This window comes from Burkholderia sp. MSMB1589WGS (assembly GCF_001636105.1).
Taxonomy (GTDB): Bacteria; Pseudomonadota; Gammaproteobacteria; order Burkholderiales; family Burkholderiaceae; genus Burkholderia; species Burkholderia humptydooensis.
Genome location: NZ_LNJT01000007.1, coordinates 989,923 through 1,014,524 on the forward strand (window position 1 = coordinate 989,923; position 24,602 = coordinate 1,014,524).

Here is a 24,602-nt window from a genome sequence, read left to right on the forward strand (position 1 = left end):
CCTCGCACGTCGTGCGCGCATGGCTCCGATTGGTCGCGCCGTTCAGTTCTTATGCAGTCCGTTCGATCGGAGCGAGTCGGGAAAACCTGTGCGCGCATCGGCGGCGGCTACCGTCTTGCCCCGGCCCGAGCCGCGTCTTTCGACATCGATCGAGCGGTCGAACGTGTCCACCCGCGCACCTCGATTCATTCGCTTCGGTCACGGCGCTCCCGCATCTCCAATCGCCCAATACCTTCATCGAGGCGCACTCCGCACCGCCGAAAAAAATCTCACGCCGATCCAAGGATCAAATCATCCCAATAATCGATCCCCTCGATCAATATGCCGCCGCCTCGTTGGCGCAGGCATATCTGTCCGACAACGATTACCGAAACGCCCTCCCGATGCGCCGGCGACGCACGACGATCTCCACTCGGCTCTCGTGTCTGCTCGACATGCACACATGCCGACGACGAACGTCAACGTTCCGTCGTGTCTTAAACTTCAAAGATTCGAGACGATTTTTCAGATTCCGGCATTGAGTCGAACTATAAACAGCAATGGCATGAGTCCGATTTCGCAACCCCCTTGTTCAATTGCCGGCACGCCTACCAAATCTGGGTGTTTAGTCTCGGATCGATTAATTTATTATTGTTTGCGGTCGATCTGCCATTACCCGCGCATTTCGATTGACCCAGTCCTTTAACGAATTTCAGAAAGAGAAATTTCGTTATGGGAATCCGACTAAAACAGACTGATAGACCGAGGTGAAATCATGCGATAAGCGTCAAAAACAGCGCATCGAACACGGTTGAAGTGTCGATCAATCACTGGGGAACGGACGGCGACACCAAGCCGTTCAAGATGGCGCCCGGAGCCAGCGATTCCTGGAATTGCACCGACTTTCGCGGCTACGTCATGTATGTGCAGTTGGGCGGGTCGGCGATGCCGTACTATGTGCTGAGCACCAGCAATATCGTGATCTACGACGACAAGGTGACGGATAGCGGGCAAACGCTCCTTCCCGCAAACAAGCGTTTTGGCTGAGCGCGCGACAAGAAACCGGGCACATTGGCCTCTGAACGGCACCAGGGCGCCGATTGGCGCGACGCGCGGAACAAGCCGAGCGCATCATCGACGTTGACCGCTCACGGCGTGCAACCACATTGCCCGATCGGAACGGATTGTTGATGCGCCGCTCAGCCACGATTCCCGTGACGCAATAGAAAAACCCCCGCAAGCCTTTTGGCGTTGCGGGGGTTTCCTGTGTATCTGGCGGAAAGGGTGGGATTCGAACCCACGATACGGTATAACCGTATACCGGATTTCGAGTCCGGCGCATTCGACCTCTCTGCCACCTTTCCTTTTTCGCTCACCGGCAGGTCATCCCGGCGAAGCGAAGATTATAGAACAACTCTTCGCGGACTTCCAAGTTTTTTCTTCAAATATTTTTCGAAGCCGCCCGGACGCCCGTTCAGGCCGCGCTCGAAGGCGCGTCGATCCGCTCGACGCCGCCCATGTACGAGCGCAGCGCAACGGGCACCGTCACCGAGCCGTCGGCGTTCTGGTAGTTCTCCAGCACCGCGACGAGCGTACGGCCGACCGCGAGCCCCGAGCCATTCAGCGTATGCACGAGTTCCGGCTTGCCCTGCGCGTTGCGGAACCGTGCCTGCATCCGGCGCGCCTGGAACGATTCGGTGTTCGAGCAGCTCGAGATCTCCCGATACGTGTTCTGCGCGGGCAGCCATACCTCGAGGTCGAACGTCTTCGCCGCCGAGAAGCCCATGTCGCCCGTGCACAGCGTGATCACGCGGTAAGGCAGTTCGAGCTTCTGCAGGATCGCCTCAGCATGGCCGACCATCTCGTCGAGCGCCGCGTACGACGCTTCCGGCGTGACGATCTGCACCATCTCGACCTTGTCGAACTGGTGCTGGCGAATCATCCCGCGCGTGTCGCGGCCGTACGAGCCCGCTTCCGAGCGAAAGCACGGCGAATGCGCGGTCAGCTTGATCGGCAGCGCGGACGCCTCGACGATCGAATCGCGCACGGTGTTCGTCAGCGAGATCTCCGATGTCGAGATCAGGTATTGCGTCACCGTGTTCTCCGCGCCGCCCTTCTCGACGCGGAACATGTCCTCCGCGAACTTCGGCAACTGGCCCGTGCCGTACAGCACGTCCGGATTCACGATGTAAGGCGTATACGTCTCGCTGTAACCGTGCTGCAGCGTGTGCGTATCCAGCATGAACTGCGCGAGCGCGCGATGCAGGCGCGCGATCGGGCCGCGCAGCACCGTGAAGCGCGCGCCCGACAGCTTCGCGCCCGTCTCGAAATCGAGGCCGAGCGGCGTGCCGACGTCGACGTGGTCCTTCACGTCGAAATCGAACTGGCGCGGCGTGCCCCAGCGGCGCACTTCGACATTCTCCGTCTCGTCGCTACCGACTGGCACGCTCTCGTGCGCCAGATTCGGCATCTGCAGCATCAGGTCGGACACGCGCGCCTGGATCTCGTCGAGCTTCACCGCCGATGCCTTCATCTCGTCGCCGATGCCGCCCACTTCGGCCATCACCGCCGTCGTGTCCTCGCCCCGCCCCTTCATCGCGCCGATCTGCTTCGACAGGCTGTTGCGGCGCGCCTGCAGTTCTTCGGTGCGGGTCTGGATCGCCCGGCGTTCCGCTTCGAGCGCGGAAAACGCGGCGACGTCGAGGGTGTAGCCGCGATCGGCGAGGCGTTTCGCGACGCCGTCGAGGTCTTTGCGCAGCAACTGGATGTCAAGCATGGGAGGACAGGAGAATCGTTGTGTAAGAGGGGAATTCTAACGCACCGCGCGTCCGCCACGGCGTCGGCCAAACGGCCGGTGTCGCAAACCGGGCGTCCGTGGCAGTATCGCGTTGCCGGCATGCGCGCCGGTCCACATCCGCTTCACAGGAGAATCGATGGCCATCGAATTGGACAAGGACGTGCGCGATCGCGCAATCGCGTCGCTGCAACGCTATTTCACCGAAAACCTGGAGGAGCCGATCGGCAATATCCAGGCCGGCGCGCTGCTGAATTTCTTCGTCGAGGAAATCGGCCCGGCGATCTACAACCTCGCGATCGCCGACGCGCAGTCGAGCCTGCACGCGCGCGTCGCCGAGCTCGACATCGACTGCCATCAGGAGCCGTTCGGCTACTGGAAGAAGCAGCCGGCGCGCAAACGCTGAAGCAGCCGACGGACGACCGCCGCCGCCCGCGCCGGCCTCGCTAGTCCTTCTTGCCCGCTTCGCGGTCGAGCTCGCGCAGCCATGCAAGCTTGTCGGCGATCTTCGTCTCGAGCCCGCGCGGCACCGGCTTGTACCAGCGCGGCTCGCGCATGCCGTCCGGCAAGTATGTCTCGCCCGCCGCGTATGCGTTCGGCTCGTCGTGCGCGTAGCGGTACGCGTGGCCGTAGCCGAGCTCCTTCATCAGCTTCGTCGGCGCGTTGCGCAAATGCACCGGCACCTCGCGCGACTTGTCCTGCCGCACGAACGCCATCGCCTCGTTGTACGCGTTGTAGCCGGCGTTGCTCTTCGCCGCGCACGCGAGGTAGAGCACCGCCTGCGCGAGCGCGAGCTCGCCCTCCGGCGAGCCGAGCCGCTCGTAGGTCTGCGCCGCATCGTTCGCGATCTGCATCGCGCGCGGGTCGGCCAGGCCGATGTCCTCCCACGCCATGCGCACGACGCGCCGCGCGAGGTATTTCGGGTCCGCGCCGCCGTCGAGCATCCGGCACAGCCAGTACAGCGCGCCGTCCGGGCTCGAGCCGCGCACCGACTTGTGCAGCGCGGAGATCTGGTCGTAGAAATTGTCGCCGCCCTTGTCGAAGCGGCGCGCGTTCATCGTCATCGCGCTCTCGACGAACGCCGCGTCGATCGTCGTCACGCCCGCGGACGTCGCCGCCGTCTGCGCCTGCTCGAGCAGATTCAGAAAACGCCGCGCGTCGCCGTCCGCATAGCCGACGAGCGTGTCGACCGCCTTGCCGTCGAACGCGAGCCCGTCGAGCGCCGTGTCCTGCGCGCGCTTGAGCAACTGGCGCAACTCGTCTTCCGTCAGCGACTTCAGCACGTACACCTGCGCGCGCGACAGCAGCGCCGAATTCACCTCGAAGCTCGGATTCTCGGTCGTCGCGCCGATGAACGTGACAAGCCCCGATTCGACGAACGGCAGCAGCGCGTCCTGCTGCGCCTTGTTGAAGCGGTGGATTTCGTCGACGAACAGGATCGTGTGGCGGCCGGTGCGGTTCAGTGTATCGCGCGCCTGCTCCATCGCCTCGCGGATGTCCTTCACGCCGCCCAGCACCGCCGAGAGCGCAATGAACTCGCAATCGAACGCGAGCGCGGTCAGGCGCGCGAGCGTCGTCTTGCCGACGCCGGGCGGCCCCCAGAGGATCATCGAATGCGGCTTGCCCGATTCGAACGCGAGCTTGAGCGGCTTGCCTTCGCCGAGAAGATGCGTCTGCCCGATCACGTCGGCGAGCGTCTTCGGGCGCAGCGCCTCGGCGAGCGGCCGGCGCGGTTCGACTGCAAACAGGTCGGACATGGACCTTGGCTCCCACGAAAAACGATGGCGGCACGCATGCGCCGCCGGACCGGACATTATGACAGCCGCGCGGCGCAACGCCACGGCGCGCCGGACAGCGGCGCGACGGCCGCCTCTCGAGGCGGCGGCGCGCCGCGCCGAAGAAACGAATCGGGCCCGCCATCGCTGGCGGGCCCGGTCGCGAATCGATGCGGCCGCCGCGCTCAGCCGGTAACGACGTCCGCGCCCTTCGGCACGACGAACCTGAACTGATCGGCCTTGAGCGGCGGATTCGTCTGAATGTTCGTGAACGTGAGCAGCGTCACGTTGCCGAACACGTCATGCAACTCCATCGCGGCGAGCATGCCGTTCCTGAAGCCGATGCCGATCCGCTGGAACTGCGTGTCCTGCGCCTTCGGCACCATTTCGAGCCAGTCGATCCCGCCCTTCTCGCCCGCGTCGCGCAGCGTGTAGTTCTTCTCGAGATCGTTGCTGCCGAACAGGATCGCGGCGGGGCTCGCGCCGAGCGCGCCCGCGAGCTTGCGCTCGGTGACCTGGTTCAGATCCTTGTCGTACACGTAGAGCTTATCGCCGTCGGCCTGCAGCACCTGCTGGTACGGCTTCTGATACGTCCAGATGAACTTGCCGGGCCGCGAGAACACGAAGCTGCCGCTCGAATTGTCAGTGGGCTTCACGGTCGGCACCGCGCCGCTCGCCGCCTTCGACGGCGCCTTGACGATCTGCTGCGTGAAGTCGCCCCTCGCCGCGTGAACCTTCGCGACGAACGCCTTCAGTTGCTCGGTGCCGCTCGCGAATGCGCGCGACGCGACGAGCGCGAGCGCGGCGCCCGCGAGCGCGGCGCGCAGCGTGCGCGCGAACCCGCGCTTCGGCGCGGAACCCGAACCGGTATGAACTGCCAACGACTGATGCTGCATGCTGTGGTTTTCTCCGTAGACGGCCGGCGCGCGTTCGACAGGCGCGCCGGCGCGGATTCACTCCGCGTCGCGCGCGGGGGTGAGGATTTCGCGATTCCCGCTCGACGACATCGCCGACACGAGCCCCGACTGCTCCATTTGCTCGAGCAGCCGCGCCGCACGGTTGTAGCCGATGCGCAGGTGGCGCTGCACGAGCGAGATCGACGCGCGCCGGTTCTTGATGACGATCTCGACCGCCTGGTCGTACAGCGGATCAGACTCGCCGTTCGCGTCGCCCGTTCCCGCGGCCGAGCCTTCGTCGCCGTCGACCGTACCGCCTTCGAGGAGGCCCTCGATATAGTTCGGCTCGCCGTGCTCCTTCAGCTTCTCGACGACGCGGTGCACCTCGTCATCCGACACGAACGCGCCGTGCACGCGCACGGGCAGCCCGGTGCCGGGCGGCAGGTACAGCATGTCGCCCTGGCCGAGCAGCGATTCGGCGCCCATCTGGTCGAGGATCGTGCGCGAATCGATCTTCGACGACACCTGGAACGCGATCCGCGTCGGCACGTTCGCCTTGATGAGGCCCGTGATCACGTCGACGGACGGGCGCTGCGTCGCGAGAATCAGATGGATGCCCGCCGCACGCGCCTTCTGCGCGATCCGCGCGATCAGTTCCTCGACCTTCTTGCCGACGACCATCATCAGATCGGCGAGCTCGTCGATCACGACGACGATGTTCGGCAGCCGGCCGAGCGGCTCCGGATCGTCCGGCGTCAGGCTGAACGGATTCGGGATCTTCTCCTCGCGCTTCTTCGCGTCTTCGATCTTGTTGTTGTAGCCGGCGAGATTGCGCACGCCGAGCTTGCTCATCAGCTTGTAGCGGCGCTCCATCTCGGCGACGGTCCAGTTCAGCGCGTGGCCCGCCTGGCGCATGTCGGTGACGACCGGACACAGCAGATGCGCAATGCCTTCGTAGACGCTCATTTCGAGCATCTTCGGATCGATCAGGATCAGACGCACCTGCTCGGGGCTCGCCTTGTAGAGCAGCGACAGGATCATCGCGTTGATCCCGACCGACTTGCCCGAGCCCGTCGTGCCGGCGACGAGCAGGTGCGGCATCTTCGCGAGATCCGCGCACACCGGCTTGCCGCCGATGTCCTTGCCGAGGCCGAGCGTGAGCATCGACGGCGCGTCCGCGTAGACCTCGGAGCCGAGGATCTCGGACAGCCGCACCGTCTGGCGGCGCTGGTTCGGCAATTCGAGCGCCATGCAGTTCTTGCCGGGAATCGTCTCGACGACGCGGATCGACACGAGCGACAGCGAGCGCGCGAGATCCTTCGACAGATTGACGATCTGGCTGCCCTTCACGCCCGTCGCGGGCTCGATCTCGTAGCGCGTGACGACGGGGCCCGGGTACGCGGCGGCGACGCTCACCTCGACGCCGAAATCCTTCAGCTTCTTCTCGATCAGGCGCGACGTGAATTCGAGCGTGTCCGCGGAGATCGTCTCCTGCGACGCCGGCGCGGGATCGAGCAGCGAGATCGCGGGCAGCGTCGAATCGCCGGGCAGATCGGTGAAGAGCGGCTGCTGGCGCTCCTTCTCGGCGCGCTCGGATTTCGCGGGCGTGACGACGGGCGGCACGATCGTGACGGGCTCGTGCTCCTCGATGCGCACGCGCTCCTCCTCGACCTTGCCTTCGCGCTTGACGGCCGCGGCCTCGCCGAGCTTGCGGTCGCGCTCGGCCTCGCGGCGCAGCTTCGCGAGCGTGAACGCGTTGATGATCGCGTCGCCGACGCGCTCGGCGACCGACAGCCACGAAAAGCGGAAATACAGCGACAGCCCGATCGCGAGCGCGATCAGGAGCGCGAGCGTGCCGCCCGTGAAGCCGAACGCGTGCGACATGCCGCGCGCGACCGCCTCGCCGACGACGCCGCCCGGCGCGCGCGGCAGTTGCACTTTCAGCGACCACATCCGCAACGCCTCGATGCCGTCGCTCGCGAGCAGCACGAGCACGAACGCGAAGCCTTCGGCGAGCCAGCCGGCCGGCTTTTCCGGCTCGTCGGGCAGCGCGTCGTGCCGGGTGATGCGGCGATAGTTCGCGGCGACGCGCCGGCCGAGCAGCACGATGAGCCAATACGCGGAGAGGCCGAAGAGGAGCAGCATGATGTCGGCCGTCCACGCGCCGACGCGCCCTGCCCAGTTCGCGATGTGGTCGACCTGCGCGGCGTGCGTCCAGCTCGGATCGCGCCGGCTGTAGCTCAGAAGCGCCATCAGCAGGAAGGCGAGCAGCGCAACCTGGAGAATCCAGCGGATCTCGGTCAGCAGGCGCGACATCCGGTGCGGCAGTGCCTGGGCCTGAGCGGTATAAGGTGCTTTTGCCATGAATCCGTCAAAAGGGGCGATGAGGCGGCTGCGCGCGGCAGGACCGCCGATCGTTCGATCCGATCTATTGTAAACGCTGCGCCGCCGCGCCAAGTGTAAATGACGGTAACGCGCGGGCCGAGTCGCGCCGAAATGTGCGCGCGCCGCCACAACCGCGCCGCGCGACGCTATCGCGCCGATTGAAAAGTCCATTCGGCGGCGCAGCAGGCAGCCCTTTATAATGCGGGCTTTGCACCCATCTGCGACGGTATCCCGCTCGCAACGGGCCGCCCGGCAGCATCGTCCGCCCGGCCGGCCGCTTTTTACGGATCCTGCTCATGTCCACGCCCAAACACGCGAAAGTCCTGATTCTCGGTTCCGGCCCCGCCGGCTACACGGCGGCCGTCTACGCGGCCCGCGCGAACCTGTCGCCCCTCCTGATCACGGGCATCGCGCAAGGCGGCCAACTGATGACGACGACCGACGTCGAGAATTGGCCGGCCGACGCGGACGGCGTGCAGGGCCCCGAGCTGATGCAGCGCTTTCTCGCGCACGCGCAGCGCTTCAACACCGAGATCGTGTTCGACCACATCCACACGGCGAAGCTGCACGAGAAGCCGATCCGCCTCGTCGGCGACGCGGGCGAATACACGTGCGACTCGCTCGTCATCGCGACGGGCGCGTCCGCGCAATACCTCGGCCTGCCGTCGGAAGAGGCGTTCATGGGCCGCGGCGTGTCGGCGTGCGCGACCTGCGACGGCTTCTTCTATCGCGGCCAGAACGTCGCGGTGGTCGGCGGCGGCAACACGGCCGTCGAGGAAGCGCTCTACCTGACGGGCATCGCGAAGAAGGTCACGGTGATCCACCGCCGCGACAAGTTCCGCGCGGAGCCGATCCTCGTCGATCGTCTCCTCGAAAAGGAAAAGGAAGGCGCCGTCGAGATCAAGTGGAACCATGTGCTCGACGAGGTGACGGGCGACGATTCAGGCGTCTCGGGCGTGCGCATCAAGCACGTGGCGACGGGCGCGACCGAGGACGTCGCGGTGCAGGGCCTCTTCATCGCGATCGGCCACAAGCCGAACACCGACATCTTCAAGGGCCAGCTCGAGATGAAGGACGGCTACATCATCACGAACAGCGGCCTGTCGGGCAACGCGACGGGCACGAGCGTGCCGGGCGTGTTCGCGGCGGGCGACGTGCAGGACCACATCTACCGCCAGGCGATCACGAGCGCGGGCACGGGCTGCATGGCGGCGCTCGACGCGCAGCGCTATCTCGAAAGCCTGCACGACCACAAGTAAGAAGCGGCGCGGCGCTACAATGGCGTCGCCGCGCGCCGCCTGACGGGTCTGACTGACGGGTCTGACATACCGCAGCCGCTGTGCCCCGCGCAGCGGCTTTTTCACGTCCGTCGGGCCGAACCGCAGCGTCGGCGCGCCCGCCCTTTTCGTATCCGATTCATCATGGCGAAGAACCAGCCTCATCCGAGCGACCCCGCGAAGCGGCAAGCCGCCGCCCGCGAGCCGGCGCCCGCGCCCGCAAGCCCGCCTCCCGCGCCCGCCGCGCTGCGCGGCCAGGGCCTCGCCGGGCTCGACGCGCTGCGCGCCACCCTCGCCGGCGAATCCGAGCGCCGCACGCGCGAAGCGGTGCAGGCGAAGCAGGCGGCCCGTCAGGCCAACGCCGACGCCGACCTCTTTCGCCGCGAGATCGGCGCGATCACGCCGCTCGCGGCGCCGCCGCGCGCCGCAGGCGGCCGCCCGGCGCCCGCACCCGTGCCGAAGCACACGCAGCAGGACGAGGAGGCGGTGCTGTCCGAGACCTTGTCCGACGAATTCGATCCCGAGACGCTGCTCGATACCGACGAGACGCTGTACTACCACCGCCCCGGCGTGAGCCGCGACGTCGTGCGCAAGCTCAGAAGCGGCGCATGGATCGTCCAGGCGCAGCTCGATCTGCACGGAATGCGGCGCGACGAGGCGCGCGAGGCGCTCGCCGAATTCATCCGCGAATCGGGCAAGAAAGGCCTGCGCTGCCTGCGCGTGATCCACGGCAAGGGGCTCGGCTCGATCGGCAAGGAGCCGGTGCTCAAGGGCAAGGTGCGCGCGTGGCTCGTGCAGAAGGACGAGGTGATCGCGTTCTGTCAGGCGCGCGGCCATGACGGCGGGGCGGGCGCCGTGCTCGTGCTGCTGCAGCCGGCCTAGCCTCAACTCGCACGCGACACGCGACGCAAAAAGGGCGGCGCACGAAGGCGGCCGCCCTTTTCCCTCCTTGATTCCACCATCGTCCGGATCGCCCGAATCATCCCGGTCGATCGCCGTGTCCGCGCGCGCCGAATGGCGACGTCACGCCCGCGCGAGCCGCGCCACGATCCAGCGCCGCCGCCCGCGCGCGTGATCGCGCGCGATCACGCGATGCGCGCCTCCGTCGACGGATCGAACAGCACCGCCTTCGACACATCGAACAACAGCGACAGCTTCTGCTGCGGCTGCGGGTTCGCGGCCGGATGCACGCGGCTCACGATCCGCTTGCCGTTGACCTGCGCGAACACATGCGTATCGGGGCCCGTCGGCTCGGTCACGTCGACCGTCACGTCGACGGGCTGCAGGCGCGAGCTCTCGCCGTTGTGCGCGCTCCTCGCGTCGGTGATCCGCTCCGGCCGCAGGCCGAGGATCACGTCGCGGCCGACGTGGCCGTTCATCCGCTTCGCGTCGAACGGCAGGTTTAGCACGCCGCGCATCGCGCCCGTGTCGAGCTCGATGCCGACGCCGCTGCCCTGCTCGACGAGCTTGCCGTTGATGAAGTTCATCGGCGGCGCGCCGATGAAGCCCGCGACGAACAGATTCGACGGCGAATCGTAGATGTCCTGCGGCGCGCCGAACTGCTGGACGACGCCGTCCTTCATCACCGCGATCCGGTCGCCCAGCGTCATCGCCTCGATCTGGTCGTGCGTCACGTAGACGATCGTCGTGCCGAGGCGCTGATGCAACAGCTTGATCTCGGCGCGCATCTCGATGCGCAGCTTCGCGTCGAGGTTGGAGAGCGGCTCGTCGAACAGGAAGAGCGCCGGGTCGCGCGCGAGCGCGCGGCCCATCGCGACGCGCTGCCGCTGGCCGCCCGAGAGCTGCCCCGGCTTGCGATCGAGCAGGTGCTCGATCTGCAGCATCGCGGCGACGCGCTCGACGATGCTCTTCTGCTCGTTCTTCGGCACCTTGCGGATGTTCAGGCCGAACGAGATGTTCTCGCGCACCGTCATCGACGGATAGAGCGCGTACGACTGGAACACCATCGCGATGTCGCGATCCTTCGGCGACAGATCGTTGACGACCTTCTCGCCGATCCGGATCTCGCCCTTCGTCACGGTCTCGAGGCCCGCGATCATGTTGAGAAGCGTCGATTTCCCGCAGCCCGAACCGCCGACGAGAATCAGGAACTGACCGTCCTCGATGTCGATGTCGACGCCCTTCAGGACGGGCACGCCGTTCGGGTAGGTCTTGTACACGTCACGGATGGAAAGGCTTGCCATGCTGTGAATCCTCTGTCTCATTGCGGCGCGCGTGCGCCGCGTCATGTCTCGTATCGTTGCGCCGCGCGCGGCGCCCGTGTTCGCGTCGTGCGCGCCGCGCTCACCCCTTGACCGCGCCCGCCGTCAGGCCGCGCACGAAGTAGCGGCCGGCGATCACGTAGACGACGAGCGTCGGCAGCGCGGCGATGATCGCGCCCGCCATGTCGACGTTGTACTCCTTCACGCCCGTCGACGTGTTCACGAGGTTGTTCAGCGCGACCGTGATCGGCATCGAATCGACGCCGGAGAACACGATCCCGAACAGGAAGTCGTTCCAGATCTGCGTGAACTGCCAGATCAGGCACACCATGAAGATCGGCAGCGACACCGGCAGCAGGATCTTCGTGAAGATCGTGAAGAAGCCCGCGCCGTCGATGCGCGCCGCCTTCACGAGCTCGGCCGGCACGCTCACGTAGAAGTTGCGGAAGAACATCGTCGTGAACGCGATCCCGTACACGACGTGCACGAACACGAGGCCGGGAATCGTGTTGGCCATCCCGAAGTAGCCCTGCAGGCGCGCCATCGGCAGCAGGATCACCTGGAACGGGATGAAGCAGCCGACGAGCAGCATCGTGAAGAGCGCATCCGCGCCGCGAAAGCGCCAGTGCGTGAGCACGTAGCCGTTGAACGCGCCGATCAGCGACGAGATCAGCACGGCCGGGATCACCATCTTGATCGAGTTGAAGAAGAACGGCTTCATTCCGTCGCAGCGCACGCCGGTGCACGCCTCGCCCCATGCCTTCACCCACGGCGCGACCGTCCAGCTCGACGGCGGCGTCAGCAGGTTGCCCGTGCGCAACTGGTCGAGATCCTTGAACGACGTCGACAGCATCACGTAGATCGGGAACAGGAAGTACAGCGCGAACAGGATCAGCGCCGCGTAAATGACCGCCCGACTGAGTGTCATCTTAGGCTGCATTGCGGGTGCTCCTCGATTCCAGATACATGAGCGGCACGAGCACCGCGACGACGGTGGCGAGCATCATCACCGACGACGCCGCGCCGACGCCGAGCTGCCCGCGGTTGAACGAATACGTGTACATGAACATCGCGGGCAGCGACGACGACGTGCCCGGCCCGCCCGCCGTCAGCGCGACGACGAGGTCGAAGGTCTTGATCGTGATGTGGCAGAGGATCAGCAGCACCGAGAAGAACACCGGGCGCATGCTCGGGATCACGATCTTGCGGTAGATCGTGGGCAGCGTCGCGCCGTCGACCTGCGCGGCCTTGAAGATCTCGCTGTCGACGCCGCGCAGGCCGGCGAGGAAGAGCGCCATCACGAAGCCCGTCGATTGCCAGACGGCCGCGATCACGACGCAGAAGATCGCCTTGTCCGGATCGTCGAGCCAGCCGAACGAGAAGTTCGTGAAGCCCCAGTCGTGCATCACCTTCTCGAGGCCGAGGCCCGGGTTCAGTATCCACTGCCACGCGGTGCCCGTGACGATGAACGACAGCGCCATCGGATACAGGAACACCGCGCGCAGCGCGCCTTCGTTGCGGATCTTCTGATCGAGCAGGATTGCAAGGAAGAGGCCCAGCGCGACGCAGATCGCGATGAACGGGATGCCGAACCAGCCGAGGTTCGCGGCCGACGTCCACCAGACGTCGTTCTGGAACAAGTCGGAATAGCGGCCGAAGCCGTCGAACTCGTAGTTCGGCAGCAGCCGGGAATTCGTCAGCGACAGATAGCTGGTGACGACGATGAAGCCGTAGATGAAAACCAAGGCGATCGCGATGCTGGGCGCGAGCACCAGTTTCGGAATCCAGCGGTCGGCGAACGCCGACAGCGGCGACGTGCGGTGCGCGTCAGCCGCGCTGGTTCCGTTTCCGCTAAGAGGGGCAGCCACGTATTTCGACTCCTGGAACGAGGCCGCCGCGCGCGGGCGCGAAGCCGGCGCGGGCGGCGGGTACGGCGCGGGCCGGCTCGCGGCCCGTTTGCTGCGCCTGCGGCACGAAGCGCCCGGCGCAGCCGTGCGTTACGCGCCGTGCGTTACTTCACCTTCGCGGCGCGCGCGAGCGCGGCAACCGCGCTCTTCGCATCCTGCTGAGAGTTCATGAACTTCGTCACGACGTCGGAGATCGCGCCCGCCGTCGCGTCGCCCTGCGCCATGCCGTGCGCGAGCGACGGCACGTAGCCGTTCGACTTGATCGCCGTCTGTTCATCAGCGTAGGACTTCTTCGCGCAATCGTCGAACTTGTCCATCTTCACGCCGAGGCGCACCGGGATCGAGCCCTTCAGCAAGCTGAACTGCTCCTGGAACGCGGGCGTCATGATCGTCTTCGCGAGCGCGATCTGGCCGGGCGTCGCCGCCTTCTGGCCCTTCTGCTGGAAGAACACGAACGAGTCGACGTTGAACGTGTACGCATTCGCCGTGCCCGGCACCGCCGCGCAGATGTAGTCCTTGCCCGGCTTCTTGCCGGCCGCCTCGAACTCGCCCTTCGCCCAGTCGCCCATGAACTGCATGCCCGCGCGGCCGTTGATGACCATCGCCGTGGCCAGGTTCCAGTCGCGGCCGTTGCGGCCCGAATCGAAGTAGCCCTGGATCTTGCGGACCGTGTTGAACACGTCGAGCATCTTGTCCGACGTGAGCGTCTTCTGGTCGAGGTCGACGAGCGCCTTCCTGTAGAAGTCGGCGCCTTGCGACAGCACGACATCTTCCCACAGCGTCAGGTCCTGCCACGGCTGGCCGCCCATCGCGACCGGCTGGATGCCCGCCGCCTTCAGCTTGTCGGCGATCTGGAAGAATTCGGGCCACGTCGCGGGCGGCTTCGCGCCGATCTTGTCGAGCGCGGCCTTGTTGATGTAGAGCCAGTTCACGCGATGCACCGAGAACGGCGCCGCGACGGTGTTGCCCTTGTACTTGATGATCTTGTCGATCTCGGGCGGCAGGTTCTGCTTCCAGTCGCCCGCGGCGGAGTCGATGTTCACGAGCACGCCCTGGTCCGCCCACTCCTGGATGAGGGGGCCCTTGATCTGCGCGGCCGACGGCGCGTCGCCGCTGATGACCTTCGTCTTCAGCGCGGTCATCGCCGCGGCGCCCGCGCCGCCCGCGACCGCGAAGTCCTTCCAGACGTAGCCCTGCTTCTGCAGGTCGTCCTTCAGCACGCCGACCGCCTTCGATTCGCCACCCGACGTCCACCAGTGCAGCACCGTGACGTTCTCTGCCGCTTGCGCCGCGGCAGCGCCGAACAGCAGGCCTGCGGCGCCGAGCGCGCCCATGATCGCGCGAATTTTCATCAGTTATCTCCTCCAGATTTGGATCGATTCGTCAGGCTTTCGACTGCGCGGATGCGCGAAAGCCGGCTTTGCTACGGAACGACACGGGAAATCGAGCCGCGAACGACGCATGATCGATGCGTTCGGGCCGATGCCGGCCGCGGGCTCAGGAACTGAGTGACTCGAGATTCAACGACCGTCTCCTCTTTGGGCTATCCGGTTCCGCCGCCGCATGGCTCGAACCCGGGGCAGCGACGCGCGCGAACATGCGCTTCATCAATGTCCGATAACATTTGCCGCGTGCGGCTCACACGCCGCACGGCCCGCCCGAAGTTCGCGCCTCTTCATGCCGTGCGCTTCTTTTCTTCGTTCGGGTGCTACCCCTTGCGGCGGATTGTAGTTAAACTACAATTCAGTGTCAAAAATATTTTTATCGCACTACGGCCCGCGGCGCGGGCATCCCCAAACGGCGGAGACACATGCATACCGATTCGAGCTTCACCTTCGTTCTCTTCGGCGGCACCGGCGATCTGTCGATGCGCAAGATCCTCCCCGCGCTCTTCGAGGCGCATCGCGCGAACATGCTGTCGGAAGCCGGCAGGATCGTTGCCGTGGCCCGCCATGCGGCGGACCGCGACGGCTACCTGCAGTGGGTCGAAGAGCACGTGAAGCCGCACGCGGCGAAGGCGGCGGGCGGCGCGTTCGACGAAGCGGTCTGGCGAAGCTTCCTCGAGCGCATCGTCTACGTGAAGCTCGACCTCGGCCGCGCGGAAGACTACGCGCTGCTGCGCGACACGGTCGGCCAGCTCTCGGGCATCCGCGTGTTCTATCTCGCGACGGGCCCGTCGCTCTTCGTGCCGATCTGCAAGGCGCTCGCCGCCGTGGGCCTGAACGAGGGCGCGCGGATCGTGCTCGAGAAGCCGCTCGGCTACGACCTGCGCTCGTCGAACGCGATCAACGACGCGGTGGGCGAGATCTTCGCCGAAGACCAGATCTACCGGATCGACCATTACCTCGGGAAGGAGCCGGTGCAGAACCTGCTCGCGCTGCGCTTCGGCAATGCGCTGTTCGAGCCGCTGTGGCGCCGCGAATGGGTCGAGAGCATCCAGATCACGATCGCCGAGGAGCTCGGCGTCGAGGCGCGCGGCGATTTCTACGACAATACCGGCGCGCTGCGCGACATGGTGCAGAACCACCTGCTGCAACTCCTGTCGATCGTCGCGATGGAGCCGCCGCACTCGATGGATTCCGATTCGGTGCGCGACGAGAAGCTGCGCGTGCTGCGCGCGCTGAAGCCCGTCGAGCCGCGCGACATCGGCAAGGTCGCGGTGCGCGGCCAGTACCACGCGGGCGTGATCAAGGGCGCGCAGGTGCCCGCGTATGCGACCGAGCCCGGCGTGAAGGCGGACAGCCAGACCGAGACGTTCGTCGCGCTGAAGGTCGAGATCGAGAACTGGCGCTGGGCCGGCGTGCCGTTCTTCCTGCGCACCGGCAAGCGCCTCGCCGACCGCGTCGCGGAGATCGTCGTCAACTTCCGCCCGGTGCCACACTCGGCGCTCGGGCCGACCGCGCTGCGCGCGGGCGCGAACCGCCTCGTGATCCGGCTGCAGCCGAACGAATCGATTCGCCTGTACTGCCTCGCGAAGCAGCCGGGCGAAGGGATGAATCTGGCGAGCGTGCACCTCGACCTCGCGTTCGACCAGTTCTTCAAGGAAGGCCAGATGGAGGCGTACCAGCGCCTGCTGCTCGACGTGATCAACGGCCGCCTCGCCCTCTTCGTGCGGCGCGACGAGCAGGAAGCCGCATGGCGCTGGGTCGAGCCGATCCTGAACGAATGGGCGCGCTCGCTGAAGCCGCCGAAGCCGTATGCAGCCGGCACGTGGGGGCCGGCCGCGGCGAGCGCGATGCTCGCGCAGCACGGCACCTGCTGGCTCGAAGAAGAAAACTGATGCAACGCGGCGCGCGGGCGGCTTCGTCCGCGCGCCGCCCGATGTCCCCATCGAATTCAATCCATTCAATAAAGGCAGTCTGGAGGAGAAGTGATCGAGGTTCACGCTTTCGAAACCCCGCGCGCGCAAACCGAAGCGCTCGCGCAAGCGGTCGGCGAAGCGCTCGCGGCTTCGCTCGCGCAACGCGCGCGCGCAACGCTCGCGGTGTCGGGCGGCACGAGCCCGCGGCCGTTCCTGCAAACGCTGTCGGGCGCCGCGCTCGACTGGCCGCGGATCGACGTGACACTCGTCGACGACCGCTGGGTGCCCGACACCGACGACGCAAGCAACGCGAAGCTCGTGCGCGAGACGCTGCTGCAGAACACGGCCGCGCACGCGCGCTTCGCGCCGCTCGTCGACATGCGCGAGTCGCTCGACGCGCAAGTCGCCGCGCTCAACCAGAGCCCCGCGCACCCGCTGCCCGACGTCGCCGTGCTCGGCATGGGCGAGGACGGCCACACTGCGTCGATCTTCGCGGACGCGCCCGAATGGGACCACGCGATCGCGACGACCGAGCGCTTCGTCGGCGTCCACCCGGGCGCCGCGCCCCATGCGCGCGTGAGCCTGTCGCTCAGCGCGCTCAAGCGCATCGATCGGCTATTCCTGCTGATCGCGGGAAGCCGCAAGCGCGCGGTGCTCGAGGCGGCCGCGGCCGCGTCGCAGAAGAACGCGATTTCGCAACTGGCCAACCACAACGGGACGAAGCTCGATGTCTACTGGTGCGCAAACTAAGGCCGCCGCGGCGAGCCAGCATGCGGACGGGCCGCGCCTATTGGCCGACGTCGGCGGCACGAACGCGCGCTTCGCGCTCGAGACGGGTCCGGGCGAAATCTCGCAGATCCGCGTGTACCCCGGCGCCGAGTATCCGACGCTCACCGACGCGATCCGCAGGTATCTGAAGGACGCGAAGATCGGCCGCGTGAATCACGCGGCGATCGCGATCGCGAATCCCGTCGACGGCGATCAGGTCCGGATGACGAATCACAACTGGAGCTTCTCGATCGAGGCGACGCGCCGCGCGCTCGGCTTCGACACGCTGCTCGTCGTCAACGATTTCACCGCGCTCGCGATGGCGCTGCCCGGCCTGACCGACGCGCAGCGCATGCAGATCGGCGGCGGCGCGCGCCGGCGGAACAGCGTGATCGGCCTGATGGGGCCGGGCACGGGGCTCGGCGTGTCGGGCCTCATCCCCGCCGACGACCGCTGGATCGCGCTCGGCAGCGAAGGCGGCCACGCGACGTTCGCGCCGATGGACGAGCGCGAGGATCTCGTGCTGCAGTACGCGCGCCGCAAGTACCCGCACGTGTCGTTCGAGCGCGTGTGCGCGGGCCCGGGCATGGAAATCATCTATCGCGCGCTTGCCGCGCGCGACAAGAAGCGGATCGCCGCGAACGTCGACACGGCCGACATCGTCGAGCGCGCGCACGCGGGCGACGCGCTCGCGCTCGAAGCGGTCGAGTGCTTCTGCGGGATTCTCGGCACGTTCGCCGGCAACCTCGCGGTCACGCTCGGCGCGTTGGGCGGCATCTACATCGGCGGCGGCGTCGTGCCGAAGCTGGGCGAGCTGTTCATGCGCTCGTCGTTTCGCGCGCGCTTCGAGGCGAAGGGCCGCTTCGACGCGTATCTCGCAAACATCCCGACTTACCTGATCACAGCCGAATACCCGGCGTTCCTCGGCGTATCGGCGATCCTCGCGGAGCAGTTGTCGAACCGCACGGGCGGCGCGTCGTCGGCCGTGTTCGAGCGGATCCGCCAGATGCGCGACGCGCTGACGCCCGCCGAGCGGCGCGTCGCCGATCTCGCGCTCAATCATCCGCGCTCGATCATCAACGATCCGATCGTCGACATCGCGCGCAAGGCCGACGTGAGCCAGCCGACCGTGATCCGCTTCTGCCGCTCGCTCGGCTGCCAGGGGCTGTCGGACTTCAAGCTGAAGCTCGCCACCGGCTTGACGGGCACGATCCCGATGAGCCACAGCCAGGTGCATCTCGGCGATACGGCCACCGACTTCGGCGCGAAGGTGCTCGACAACACGGTGTCGGCGATCCTTCAGTTGCGCGAGCACCTGAACTTCGAGCACGTCGAGCAGGCGATCGACATCCTGAACAACGCGCGGCGCATCGAGTTCTACGGGCTCGGCAATTCGAACATCGTCGCGCAGGACGCGCACTACAAGTTCTTCCGCTTCGGCATCCCGACGATCGCTTACGGCGACCTGTACATGCAGGCGGCGTCGGCCGCGCTGCTCGGCAAGGGCGACGTGATCGTCGCGGTGTCGAAGTCGGGACGCGCGCCGGAGCTTCTGCGCGTGCTCGACGTCGCGATGCAGGCGGGCGCGAAGGTGATCGCGATCACGTCGAGCAACACGCCGCTCGCCAAGCGCGCGACGGTCGCGCTCGAGACCGATCACATCGAGATGCGCGAGTCGCAGTTGTCGATGATCTCGCGGATCCTGCATCTCGTGATGATCGACATCCTCGCGGTCGGCGTCGCGATCCGCCGCGCCGCGCCGAACGCCGAGCTCGCGGAGGCGATGGCGCGCGCGAAGGCGCGCGCTGGCGCGGGCGACGAGGCCGCCGACGTGCTCGACTGGCTGAGCCACGGCGCGGCGCCCGCGGCGAAAGACTGACGCGCGTTGCGCGTCGCGGCTTGCAGCCATGCCGGAGCCTTCGCGCTCCGGTTTTCTTATCCAGTGAATTTCCGGCACGCGACACTAGCCGCACGGCATCCGACCTGACGGGCGCCGCAGCCCTCACCATTGCGCCGGTTCAAGCGTGCGCTCGAACGCAGCCTCGAGCAGCGCGGTTTCGTCGTCGTCAAGCGTCAGCTCGAGCGCGGCGAACGCGTCGGCCGCCTCGTGCCGCTGCTGACCCGGCACGTCACCTGCCGTTACGGGCCCTACCTGTGCATGCCGCAGCGAACGCACGTACCGCGACGAAGCCGCCTGCTCATGGACTTCCTGGCCGCCCGGCTCGGCGAACATCCGGACATCGCGCCAATACGTTTTGATCAGGGCGCAAGTGATGCCGATTGGCGAACCCGTTCGATCGCCGATGAACCGTTAGCGTCCGAATAGCGTTTGCCTCGGCCCGATGATCCGTTTTCGAGGATGTTTCAAAAAGAGCAAGCGCGGCTGACCAGAACGTCGCCGCCGGCACACGGCACAAGTCGCAATGATTCATCGCTTACGAGACCCGCGACGACGCGGCGCCGCCCCGATCGCACCGGTTGCGCAACCCGCGCAAACGATAGAAAAACTTTCCACGCGGCGCTGTAAATCCGTACTTCTTTGGAAACATTTTCCATTTTGGCGAAATTAAGCTTGCCGTCAATCGTCACGCATTTGCAGCGTGCCGAACGGCGCCCTCGCCGCGCGCATGCCGCAAGATCGGCGTTCGCGGCGAGCGCCGTCGACATGACGATGCGGTCTCGAAATCGCTCGCTCGGTTTTCCCCCACGGAGATCAAAGATGAAGGCATTCAAACCGATGTTCACGTCAACACTCGTCGCCGCGCTGCTCGGCATCGCAACCGCGTCCGCGCACGCGGCCGATCTGCTCGACAACGTCAGGCAGGCCGGCGTGCTGAAGATCGCGCTCGAAGGCACCTACCCTCCGTTCGACTACCGCAACGGCGACGGCCAGCTCGAAGGCTTCGACGTCGACGTCGCGAAGGAAGTCGCCGCGCGGCTCGGCGTGAAGCCGCAATTCGTCACGACCGAGTGGAGCGGGATTCTCGCCGGCCTGCAGGCGGGCAAGTTCGACGTGATCGTCAACCAGGTCGGCATCACGCCCGCGCGCAAGCAGGCGCTCGACTTCAGCCAGCCGTACGTGTACTCGGCCGCACAACTGATCCAGCGCGCGGACGACAAGCACGATTACGGCGCGCCGGGCGCGTTGCAGGGCAAGCGGATCGGCGTCACGCTCGGCACCAACTTCGCCGATCTCGCGAAGACGCTGCAAGGCGTCGACGTGAAGACCTATCCGGGCGCGCCGGAGAAGCTGCGCGACGTCGCCGCGGGCCGCATCGACGTCAGCATGGACGACCGGCTGATGCTGCCGTATCTGATCAAGAACGCGCACATGCCGCTGCGGCCCGGCGCGACGATCAAGGGCGGCGAGACGCAGATGGGCATCCCGTTCCGCAAGGGCAATCCGAAGTTCGCGAAGGCGATCGACGACGCGCTCGCGTCGATGCGCGCGGACGGCACGCTCAAGAAGATCTCCGTGCACTGGTTCGGCGTCGACACGTCGACCCCGACCGCGCAATGACCGGCCGCGCGCCGCCCGAACGCGCCGCGCGCGCCGGCGCGCATGCCGCCGACGGCGCGCCCGTCAACGATCTGGAGACAAGTTCATGCAAGCGTTCGATCTGGTCGTGCACACCCTCCCCGTCCTCGCGAAAGGCGCGGTCCTCACGATGAAGTTCGCGGTCGCGGCGATGGTGCTCGGGTTGATCGTCGGCCTCGTCGTCGCGATCGTGCGGATCGGCGACAACCGGTTCCTCTGCGCGATCGCGCAGGGCTACGTGAGCCTGATGCGCGGCACGCCGCTCCTCGTGCAGATGTTCGTCGTCTACTACGGGCTGCCCGACATCGGCATCTCGCTCGACCCGACGGCCGCCGGCATCTTCACGCTGACGCTCAACGCGGGCGCGTACCTGTCCGAAAGCATGCGCGGCGCGATCCTCGGCATCGGCCGCGGCCAGTGGGCCGCGTCGCACAGCCTGGGCCTCACGCATGTGCAGACGCTGCGCCACGTGATCTGCCCGCAGGCGCTGCGCCTCGCGGTGCCGAGCCTCGGCAACACGCTGATCAGCCTCATCAAGGACACGTCGCTCGTCTCGGTCATCACCGTCACGGAGCTGCTGCGCTCGACGCAGGAAGTGATCGCGTCGACCTTCCAGCCGCTGCCGCTGTATCTCGCCGCCGCCGCGATCTACTGGGCGCTGAGCACGCTGCTCGCGCGGCTCCAGGGCCGCATCGAAACGCGCTGCGCGCTGCCGTCCGCGCACTGAACGCGCACCGGGGCCGCCCGCCCCGGCCGCGCCCGACCCATCTCGCGAAGAATCCCGACATGATCACGCTCGACAATGTATCGAAGTGGTACGGCTCGCATCAGGTCCTCGCCGATTGCAGCGCGGCCGTCTCGAAAGGCGAAGTGGTCGTCGTCTGCGGGCCGTCCGGCTCCGGCAAGTCGACGCTCATCAAGACGATCCGATCAACGGCCTCGAGCCGTTCCAGAAAGGCAGCATCACCGTCGACGGCGCGCGGCTCGGCGATCCGTCGGTCGAGCTCGCGCGGTTGCGCGCGCGGCCGCATCGAAGGAAACGGCCCGGTGCTGTTCGTGCATACGGGCGGCGCGCCCGCGCTGTTCGCGTATCAGGACGCGTGCCGCGCGAACCAATGACGCGCGGCGCACGCGCACATCGCCGGCCTGCGCGCCCGCGCCGCCGGCCGCGTTACGCGACGTCGGCGCTACCGAGCCTGCCCTTCACCGGCCGGCCGTGCCAGCGCAGCACGAGCGCCCGCCCGCCGAGACACAGCAGCCCGGTGACGCCGATCGTCACGCCCATCGCGAACGGGGTGCCGTCGGCGAGCGCGCCGATCGCGACGCTCGCGAGCGCGCCGAGCGCGAGCTGCATCGCGCCGAACACGGCGGCCGCGGCGCCCGCGTTGTGCGGATAGCGCAGCATCAGGTCGGTCGTGCAGTTCGCGGACAGGATTCCGACCACGCCAACGACGAAGAAGAGGCTCGCGACGATCGACCACAGTCCGCCCAGCCCCGTCAGCGCGAAGAACGCAACGCAGAACGACGCCGCGCAACTCAGCAGCGATGCGCCCGCGATGATCTTCAGCGAGCCGACACGGCCGACGAGGCGCGTGTTCAGGAGGTTGCCGGTCATGATACCGGCGACGTTCAGCCCGAACAGCAGCCCGTAATGCTGCGGCGACACGTGGAAGTAGTCGATGTAGACGAACGGCGTCGCGGTGATGTACGCGAACATCGACGCGAACGCCATTCCGCCGCACAGCATATGGCCCCACGCGACGGGATCGACGAGGATGCGTCCATACGCGGCGAACGAATTCAGCACGGCCGAGCTCGCGCGCTTCTCGCGCGGCCAGGTCTCGGGCACGCGCAGGAACGCGGCAGTCGCGCAGACCGCGCCGAACAGCGTGAGCACGACGAACACGCCGCGCCAGCCGGAGAAGCGCAGCACCTGCCCGCCGACGAGCGGCGCGAGGAGCGGCCCGATCGCGGTGACGATCGCGACCATCGACAGCACCTTCGCGGCGTCGGAGGGCTCGTGCGCGTCGCGCGCGATCGCGCGCGCGAGCACCGACGCGGCGCCCGCGCCGAACGCCTGTAGGAAGCGGACGGCGATCAGCATGTCGATCGATGCGGCGACGAAGCAGCCGATGCTCGCGAGCGTGAAGAGCGCGATGCCGCCGAGCAGCACGGGACGGCGGCCGTAAGTGTCGGACAGCGGGCCGTAGAGCAGCATGCCGATCGAGAAGCCGGCCATGAAGCTCGTCAGCGTGCGCTGCGCGGCGGCGGCGGTCACGCCGAAGCCGTCCGCGATCGCGGGCAGGCTCGGCAGATACATGTCGGTGGCGATCGGCCCGCACGCGGCAAGCGCGCCGAGCAAGAGGATCAGCCGGCCGTCGGGCCGGCGTCTTGCGACGTGAGGCATTGGAATTCCACGAAAAGCGGCGCCTCGCGCCGGTGGCGCGCAGACGGTCAGACAAGGAGGACGGCGGCCGGTCGGGTCGACGCCGAAAGGTCCTGATTGTACGCGTGCCTTCGCCCGGCCGCCGAACGCGCCGCCAACGGGTATATTGCGGGTTCGACACGAAGCGACGGGAGAATCGCGATGAAAGGCGGGCGGCAGACGCGCTGGATGCCGACGAGCAGCGATATCCGCAATCCGGCTCGTCCGAGATCCGGCCGAGTGGCTGCGCATCAAGCGCAAACGGGAATTCCCGACGCCCGGCAAGCTGATCGCCCACGTCGCGCAACGGGCGGCGTCGTTCGCCGTGACCGCCGCGTCGGTCGTCGCCGGCGTGGCGGTTGTCGCGGCGGTGTCGGGCGGTTCCGTGCATGCGATCAAGTTCGCTTTTTTCCTGCGCCTACCGGCTGTGCGTCGGGGAAGCGGCGGCGGTCAACCCGCTCATCGCGCCCGGACAGTCGCGCCTCGACGGCGCCGCCATGAGCATTCTGAGCGGGATGCCGCTCGGGTTCCAGTTGACGGGCCAACGATCCGCCGCGCGCCGCGCGCGAGCTTGCCGGCGCTCCGGTCAAGCTCGCGCTTTCCATTCAATTCATCTGTTCGAGTGAGCGACATGACCGCCTTCCTGCTGATCTGGAGCCCCAAGAAATGGCCGTGGCCCGAGTTGCCCGAGATGGCCGCGCGCGTGAAGGCGGGCGAAGCGGTCGCGGACGTCTGGGGTTGCGGCTTCTCGCGCAGCATCCTGCCGGGCGACCGGGTGTTCCTGCATCGCGTCGCGAAGGAGCCGAAGGGCGTGTTCGGCTCCAGCTACGTCGCGCGCGGGCCGTACGAGGTGGCCGATCCGCAGATGAAGCGCGGCTACCGGCTTTGCATCGATTTCGTCTACGACTGGCTCGTCGACGGCCACCGCGAAGTGGTGATCCCGCGCGACGCGCTGCGCGCGCATCCGTTCTCGGTCCAGACGTGGGACGCGCAGACGTCCGGCATCTCGATCAAGCCGGTCGCCGAAGGCGCGCTCGAAAAGCGCTGGGCCGAACTCACCGGCAGGCGCAAGCCGCCGAAACGCGCGTAGCCCGCGCAGCCCGCCGCGACACGCGAAGCACGCGCGGGAGCGCATGTGCCGGGGCATCTCGCCCCGCGCGTGTCACGGCGACGAATCTCGGCGGACGCCGCCGTGCCGCGTCGCACCCAACCGCCGATAACCGCCGATACCACAAGACGACGAAGCGCCGACGAATCCCGGCGAAACCCGCTCCCCGCGTCTCCGGTACAATCAGTCGGATCGATACGCCCGACGCGAGCCGCGGCGCTTCGCCG

Annotated in this window: 22 protein-coding genes, 1 tRNA gene and 2 pseudogenes; 12 read left to right on the forward strand and 13 right to left on the reverse strand. The window is 67.0% G+C overall.

Annotated elements, in window-relative coordinates:
* Nucleotides 1-42: 42 nt before the first annotated feature.
* Complete coding sequence (locus WT16_RS35385; protein ID WP_009913314.1) at nt 43-171, reverse strand: hypothetical protein; 129 nt, start codon at nt 169-171, stop codon at nt 43-45.
* 624 nt (nt 172-795) lie between these two features.
* Between WT16_RS35385 and WT16_RS12525 the strand changes: the two genes are divergently transcribed.
* Nucleotides 796-1,026 (forward strand): hypothetical protein, encoded by a 231-nt coding sequence (locus WT16_RS12525; RefSeq protein WP_059934107.1) that lies wholly within the window; start codon nt 796-798, stop codon nt 1,024-1,026.
* Nucleotides 1,027-1,252: 226 nt separating this feature from the next.
* Here the strand turns inward: WT16_RS12525 and WT16_RS12530 are convergent.
* Together WT16_RS12530 and serS are read right to left on the reverse strand one after the other, a co-directional pair.
* Nucleotides 1,253-1,343: transfer RNA gene (locus tag WT16_RS12530), tRNA-Ser, on the reverse strand.
* Nucleotides 1,344-1,453: 110 nt separating this feature from the next.
* Nucleotides 1,454-2,755 (reverse strand): serine--tRNA ligase, encoded by a 1,302-nt coding sequence (gene serS, locus WT16_RS12535; protein WP_006025602.1) that lies wholly within the window; start codon nt 2,753-2,755, stop codon nt 1,454-1,456.
* 157 nt (nt 2,756-2,912) lie between these two features.
* Here serS and WT16_RS12540 point away from each other — a divergent pair, with 157 nt between their 5' ends.
* Complete coding sequence (locus WT16_RS12540; protein ID WP_063533439.1) at nt 2,913-3,179, forward strand: DUF2164 domain-containing protein; 267 nt, start codon at nt 2,913-2,915, stop codon at nt 3,177-3,179.
* A 40-nt stretch (nt 3,180-3,219) separates the two neighbouring features.
* Here the strand turns inward: WT16_RS12540 and WT16_RS12545 are convergent, their stop codons facing one another.
* From WT16_RS12545 to WT16_RS12555, 3 genes are all read right to left on the reverse strand, one after another.
* Nucleotides 3,220-4,530: a replication-associated recombination protein A gene (locus WT16_RS12545; protein ID WP_059934111.1), complete on the reverse strand. Its 1,311-nt coding sequence runs from the start codon at nt 4,528-4,530 to the stop codon at nt 3,220-3,222.
* A 203-nt stretch (nt 4,531-4,733) separates the two neighbouring features.
* Nucleotides 4,734-5,444 (reverse strand): outer membrane lipoprotein chaperone LolA, encoded by a 711-nt coding sequence (gene lolA / locus WT16_RS12550; protein WP_006025599.1) that lies wholly within the window; start codon nt 5,442-5,444, stop codon nt 4,734-4,736.
* Nucleotides 5,445-5,501: 57 nt separating this feature from the next.
* Complete coding sequence (locus WT16_RS12555) at nt 5,502-7,808, reverse strand: DNA translocase FtsK (protein ID WP_063533440.1); 2,307 nt, start codon at nt 7,806-7,808, stop codon at nt 5,502-5,504.
* Nucleotides 7,809-8,125: 317 nt separating this feature from the next.
* Here WT16_RS12555 and trxB point away from each other — a divergent pair, with 317 nt between their 5' ends.
* Together trxB and WT16_RS12565 are read left to right on the forward strand one after the other, a co-directional pair.
* Nucleotides 8,126-9,088 (forward strand): thioredoxin-disulfide reductase, encoded by a 963-nt coding sequence (gene trxB / locus WT16_RS12560; protein WP_006025597.1) that lies wholly within the window; start codon nt 8,126-8,128, stop codon nt 9,086-9,088.
* A gap of 162 nt (nt 9,089-9,250) precedes the next feature.
* Nucleotides 9,251-9,988 carry a Smr/MutS family protein gene (locus tag WT16_RS12565; protein WP_006025596.1) on the forward strand — a complete coding sequence of 246 codons (738 nt, stop codon included), beginning with the start codon at nt 9,251-9,253 and terminating at the stop codon, nt 9,986-9,988.
* Nucleotides 9,989-10,191: 203 nt separating this feature from the next.
* Here the strand turns inward: WT16_RS12565 and ugpC are convergent, their stop codons facing one another.
* From ugpC to WT16_RS12585, 4 genes are all read right to left on the reverse strand, one after another.
* Entirely contained in the window at nt 10,192-11,310 is a 1,119-nt protein-coding gene (ugpC, locus tag WT16_RS12570) for a sn-glycerol-3-phosphate ABC transporter ATP-binding protein UgpC (RefSeq protein WP_009913321.1), read from the reverse strand.
* 100 nt (nt 11,311-11,410) lie between these two features.
* Nucleotides 11,411-12,268 carry a carbohydrate ABC transporter permease gene (locus WT16_RS12575; RefSeq protein WP_009913322.1) on the reverse strand — a complete coding sequence of 286 codons (858 nt, stop codon included), beginning with the start codon at nt 12,266-12,268 and terminating at the stop codon, nt 11,411-11,413.
* On the reverse strand, nt 12,258-13,196 hold the full coding sequence (locus WT16_RS12580) for a sugar ABC transporter permease (RefSeq protein WP_006025593.1): 939 nt from the start codon (nt 13,194-13,196) through the stop codon (nt 12,258-12,260). Before WT16_RS12580 ends, WT16_RS12575 begins: the two co-directional genes overlap by 11 nt.
* 143 nt (nt 13,197-13,339) lie before the next feature.
* Nucleotides 13,340-14,587: an ABC transporter substrate-binding protein gene (locus WT16_RS12585; RefSeq protein ID WP_009913323.1), complete on the reverse strand. Its 1,248-nt coding sequence runs from the start codon at nt 14,585-14,587 to the stop codon at nt 13,340-13,342.
* Nucleotides 14,588-15,045: 458 nt separating this feature from the next.
* On the opposite strand from WT16_RS12585, the gene zwf reads away from it, so the two are divergent.
* From zwf to WT16_RS12600, 3 genes are all read left to right on the forward strand, one after another.
* Nucleotides 15,046-16,515: a glucose-6-phosphate dehydrogenase gene (gene zwf / locus WT16_RS12590; RefSeq protein ID WP_006025591.1), complete on the forward strand. Its 1,470-nt coding sequence runs from the start codon at nt 15,046-15,048 to the stop codon at nt 16,513-16,515.
* 90 nt (nt 16,516-16,605) lie between these two features.
* Nucleotides 16,606-17,286, forward strand: a complete 681-nt coding sequence (gene pgl / locus WT16_RS12595; RefSeq protein ID WP_015600696.1) for a 6-phosphogluconolactonase — start codon at nt 16,606-16,608, stop codon at nt 17,284-17,286.
* The gene (locus WT16_RS12600; RefSeq protein WP_063533441.1) at nt 17,264-19,183 is read left to right on the forward strand and encodes a bifunctional transcriptional regulator/glucokinase; all 1,920 of its coding nucleotides are present in this window, start codon (nt 17,264-17,266) and stop codon (nt 19,181-19,183) included. Before pgl ends, WT16_RS12600 begins: the two co-directional genes overlap by 23 nt.
* A 123-nt stretch (nt 19,184-19,306) precedes the next feature.
* Here WT16_RS12600 and WT16_RS12605 read toward each other — a convergent pair whose 3' ends face one another.
* Together WT16_RS12605 and WT16_RS34410 are read right to left on the reverse strand one after the other, a co-directional pair.
* Nucleotides 19,307-19,537 carry a hypothetical protein gene (locus WT16_RS12605; RefSeq protein WP_015600978.1) on the reverse strand — a complete coding sequence of 77 codons (231 nt, stop codon included), beginning with the start codon at nt 19,535-19,537 and terminating at the stop codon, nt 19,307-19,309.
* Nucleotides 19,538-19,668: 131 nt separating this feature from the next.
* Nucleotides 19,669-20,049, reverse strand: coding sequence for a hypothetical protein (locus WT16_RS34410; protein WP_167359292.1), 381 nt, complete (start codon nt 20,047-20,049; stop codon nt 19,669-19,671).
* On the opposite strand from WT16_RS34410, the gene WT16_RS12610 reads away from it, so the two are divergent.
* From WT16_RS12610 to WT16_RS12620, 3 genes and pseudogenes are all read left to right on the forward strand, one after another.
* Nucleotides 20,024-20,824, forward strand: coding sequence for a transporter substrate-binding domain-containing protein (locus WT16_RS12610; RefSeq protein ID WP_006025588.1), 801 nt, complete (start codon nt 20,024-20,026; stop codon nt 20,822-20,824). The two genes, WT16_RS34410 and WT16_RS12610, sit on opposite strands and share 26 nt — an antisense overlap.
* A gap of 85 nt (nt 20,825-20,909) precedes the next feature.
* Nucleotides 20,910-21,569, forward strand: coding sequence for an amino acid ABC transporter permease (locus tag WT16_RS12615; RefSeq protein WP_006025587.1), 660 nt, complete (start codon nt 20,910-20,912; stop codon nt 21,567-21,569).
* Between the two features lie 59 nt (nt 21,570-21,628).
* Nucleotides 21,629-21,867: pseudogene (locus tag WT16_RS12620) on the forward strand (ATP-binding cassette domain-containing protein); the annotation flags it as partial.
* Between the two features lie 146 nt (nt 21,868-22,013).
* On the opposite strand, the gene WT16_RS12625 reads toward WT16_RS12620, so the two are convergent.
* Nucleotides 22,014-23,249 carry a Bcr/CflA family multidrug efflux MFS transporter gene (locus WT16_RS12625; RefSeq protein ID WP_015601338.1) on the reverse strand — a complete coding sequence of 412 codons (1,236 nt, stop codon included), beginning with the start codon at nt 23,247-23,249 and terminating at the stop codon, nt 22,014-22,016.
* 220 nt (nt 23,250-23,469) lie between these two features.
* Between WT16_RS12625 and WT16_RS34875 the strand changes: the two are divergent.
* Together WT16_RS34875 and WT16_RS12630 are read left to right on the forward strand one after the other, a co-directional pair.
* Nucleotides 23,470-23,809 (forward strand): annotated as a pseudogene (locus tag WT16_RS34875) (hypothetical protein); the annotation flags it as partial.
* Between the two features lie 89 nt (nt 23,810-23,898).
* Nucleotides 23,899-24,357: a hypothetical protein gene (locus WT16_RS12630; RefSeq protein ID WP_063533443.1), complete on the forward strand. Its 459-nt coding sequence runs from the start codon at nt 23,899-23,901 to the stop codon at nt 24,355-24,357.
* Nucleotides 24,358-24,602: the final 245 nt, after the last annotated feature.